This window comes from Salinivibrio sp. IB872 (genome assembly GCF_001995345.1).
Lineage (GTDB): Bacteria > Pseudomonadota > Gammaproteobacteria > Enterobacterales > Vibrionaceae > Salinivibrio > Salinivibrio proteolyticus.
In genome coordinates this window covers 1-4,534 of the sequence record NZ_MUFO01000087.1, presented here as the reverse complement: position 1 = coordinate 4,534, position 4,534 = coordinate 1, and the positions used below count along the sequence as shown (strand labels likewise).

Here is a 4,534-nt window from a genome sequence, read left to right as displayed (position 1 = left end):
CGGCACCATTGCGATCAGCGATGTCGACGGCGACGATAGTCCAACCTTTGCGGACACCACTGAAGCCGGCACCTATGGCTCATTAGAGCTGGTGAACGGCAATTGGACTTACACCCTCGATCAATCTGCGGTGCAGAATTTGGATGCCGGCGATCAAGTGACGGATACCATTACCCTGACTGCCTCTGATGGTACTGAACAAGCTATTGTCATCACCATTACCGGTAGCGAAGATGCGCCTGAAGTCAGTGGTGAGTTTGTGGGTTCGGTCACCGAAGGTAATGTCGGTGATGCGCCTGTCACCGCGACGGGGACGATTGCGATCAGTGATGTGGATGGCGACGATAATCCAACCTTTGCCAATGTCACAGAAGCCGGGACTTATGGTTCACTCGAACTGGTCGATGGCAACTGGACCTATACCCTCGATCAGTCTGCGGTGCAGAACTTGGACGCTGGCGATCAAGTGACGGATACCATAACCCTGACTGCCTCTGATGGCACAGAGCAAGCCATTGTCATCACCATTACCGGTAGCGAGGATACGCCAGAAGTGACCGGTAACTTTGTAGGTTCAGTCACCGAAGGCAACGAAGGCGATGCTGCGGTCACTGCAAGTGGCACCATTGCGATCAATGATGTCGACAGCGACGATACCCCGGCCTTCGCCAATACCACTGAGTCGGGCACCTATGGTTCGCTAGAGCTGGTCGGTGAGAACTGGACTTACACCCTTGATCAGTCTGCCGTGCAGAACTTAGATGCAGGTGATCAGGTCACCGATACCATTACCTTCACCGCCTCTGATGGCACCGAGCAAGATATTGTCATCACCATTACCGGAACGGATGACGCCCCTGAAGTCACCGGGGAGTTTGTTGGCTCCGTCACCGAAGGTAATGAAGGTGATGCGGCGGTGACTGCCGCGGGCACCATTGCGATCAGTGATGTTGACACTGACGATGCGCCTACCTTTGCCGATGTCACACAAGCGGGTACATATGGTTCGCTAGAGCTAGTCGATGGTGATTGGACGTATACGCTCGATCAGTCTGCGGTGCAGAATTTAGATGCTGGCGATCAGGTCACCGATACCATCACCCTGACTGCCTCTGATGGCACTGNTGACACTGACGATGCGCCTACCTTTGCCGATGTCACACAAGCGGGTACATATGGTTCGCTAGAGCTAGTCGATGGTGATTGGACGTATACGCTCGATCAGTCTGCGGTGCAGAATTTAGATGCTGGCGATCAGGTCACCGATACCATCACCCTGACTGCCTCTGATGGCACTGAACAAGCCATTGTCATCACTATTACCGGGACAGATGACGACCCTGAAGTCACCGGTGAGTTTGTGGGTTCCGTGACAGAAGGTAATGAAGGCGATGCGGCCGTGACTGCCACGGGCACTATTGCGATCAGTGATATCGACGGCGACGATACTCCGACCTTTGCGGACACCACTGAAGCCGGCACCTATGGCTCATTAGAGCTGGTGAACGGCAACTGGACTTACACCCTTGATCAAGCCAGCGTGCAGAATTTAGATGCCGGCGATCAGGTCACCGACACCATTACCCTCACCGCCTCTGATGGTGACACTGACGATGCGCCTACCTTTGCCGATGTCACACAAGCGGGTACATATGGTTCGCTAGAGCTAGTCGATGGTGATTGGACGTATACGCTCGATCAGTCTGCGGTGCAGAATTTAGATGCTGGCGATCAGGTCACCGATACCATCACCCTGACTGCCTCTGATGGCACTGAACAAGCCATTGTCATCACKATTACTGGTAGCGAGGATGCCCCAGAAGTGACCGGTAGCTTTGTCGGTTCAGTGACAGAAGGTAAYGAAGGCGATGCGCCWGTCACTGCCWCSGGYACCCTTGCGATCAGTGATGTTGAYAGTGACGATGCGCCGACTTTTGCCAATACCACAGCGTCTGGCACTTATGGTTCACTCGAGCTGGTCGATGGTGATTGGACGTATACGCTTGATCAGTCTGCGGTGCAGCATTTAGATGCTGGCGATCAGGTCACCGATACCATCACTCTGAATGCCTCTGATGGTACTGAGCAAGATATTGTTATCACCATTACCGGGACAGATGACGACCCTGAAGTCAGCGGTGAGTTTGTGGGTTCAGTGACCGAAGGCAACGAAGGTGATGCACCCGTGACTGCCACGGGCACCATTGAGATCACTGATCCACTGAGACAGGCTCCTATGGCTCACTGGAACTAGTTGGTGAGAACTGGACCTACACCCTCGATCAATCTGCCGTGCAGAATTTGGATGCCGGCGATCAAGTGACGGATACCATTACCCTCACTGCCTCTGATGGCACAGAGCAAGCCATTGTCATCACCATTACCGGTAGCGAGGATACGCCAGAAGTGACCGGTAGCTTTGTCGGTTCAGTCACCGAAGGCAACGAAGGCAACGAAGGCGATGCTGCGGTCACTGCAAGTGGCACCATTGCGATCAATGATGTCGACAGCGACGATACCCCGGCCTTCGCCAATACCACTGAGTCGGGCACCTATGGTTCGCTAGAGCTGGTCGGTGAGAACTGGACTTACACCCTTGATCAATCTGCGGTGCAGAATTTAGATGCCGGCGACCAGGTCACCGATACCATTACCCTGACTGCCTCTGATGGTACTGAGCAAGCTATTGTTATCACTATTACTGGTAGCGAGGATGCCCCAGAAGTGACCGGTAGCTTTGTTGGTTCCGTGACCGAAGGTAACGTGGGCGATGCGCCTGTCACTGCCTCAGGCACCATTGATATCACTGATGTCGACGGTAACGATACACCCACCTTTGCCGATACCACAGCGTCCGGCACTTATGGCTCGCTCGAGCTAGTCGATGGCAATTGGACCTATACGCTTGATCAGTCTGCGGTGCAGAATTTGGATGCCGGCGATCAGGTCACCGATACCATTACTCTCACTGCCTCTGATGGTACTGAGCAAGATATTGTCATCTCTATTACCGGGACAGATGATGCCCCTGAGGTCACCGGTAACTTTACCGGCTCGGTCACCGAAGGCAATGAAGGCGATGCACCTGTCACTGCCACGGGAACCATTGCGATCAGTGATATCGATAGTGGCGATAATCCAACCTTTGGGGATACCACTGAAGCCGGCACCTATGGCTCATTAGAGCTGGTGAACGGCAATTGGACTTACACCCTCGATCAATCTGCGGTGCAGAATTTGGATGCTGGCGATCAGGTCACCGACACCATTACCCTGACAGCAAGCGATAACACGCAACAAGATATTGTCATCACCATTACCGGTAGCGATGACCTACCTGAAGTCAGCGGTGAATTTATTGGTTCCGTGACCGAAGGTAATGTCGGTGATGCACCTGTCACTGCCACGGGAACCATTGCGATCAGTGATATCGATAGTGGCGATAATCCAACCTTTGCCGATACCACTGAAACTGGTACTTATGGTTCGCTCGAGCTGGTCGATGGCAATTGGACCTATACGCTTGATCAGTCTGCGGTGCAGAACTTAGACGCAGGTGATCAGATCACCGATACCATTATCCTCACCGCCTCTGATGGTACTGAGCAAGCCATTGTGATCACTATTACGGGGACAGAGGATGCCCCTGAAGTGAGTGGTAGCTTTACCGGCTCAGTGTGACCGAAGGCAATGTGGGCGACGCGCCTGTCACTGCAACGGGCACCATTGCGATCAGTGATGTGGATGGCGACGATACGCCCACCTTCGCCAATACCACAGAAACGGGTAGTTATGGTTCACTAGAGCTGGTCGATGGCAGCTGGACGTATACGCTTGATCAATCTGCCGTGCAGAGTTTAGACGCTGGCGATCAGGTCACCGATACCATCACCCTGACTGCCTCTGATGGTACTGAACAAGCTATTGTCATCACCATTACCGGTAGCGAGGATGCGCCAGAAGTCAGTGGTGAGTTTGTTGGTTCAGTCACCGAGGGCAACGTAGGTGATGCGGCCGTGACTGCCACGGGCACCATTGCGATCAGTGATATCGATAGTGGCGATAATCCAACCTTTGGGGATACCACTGCGTCCGGCACTTATGGCTCGCTCGAGCTAGTCGATGGCAGCTGGACCTATACCCTTGATCAGTCTGCCGTGCAGAATTTAGATGCCGGCGATCAGGTCACCGACACCATTACCCTGACAGCAAGCGATAACACCCAACAAGATATTGTCATCACCATTACCGGTAGCGATGACCTACCTGAGGTCACCGGTGAGTTTATCGGTTCCGTCACCGAAGGTAATGTCGGTGATGCCCCTGTCACTGCCAACGGCACCATTGCGATCAGCGATGTCGACGGCGACGATAGTCCAACCTTTGCGGACACCACTGAAGCCGGCACCTATGGCTCATTAGAGCTGGTGAACGGCAATTGGACTTACACCCTCGATCAATCTGCGGTGCAGAATTTGGATGCCGGCGATCAAGTGACGGATACCATTACCCTGACTGCCTCTGATGGTACTGA

Annotated in this window: 1 pseudogene; it reads left to right on the top strand. The window is 53.6% G+C overall.

Features of this window, described 5'->3' with window-relative positions:
- A pseudogene (locus BZJ18_RS17840) lies at nt 1–4,534 on the top strand (VCBS domain-containing protein); the annotation flags it as partial.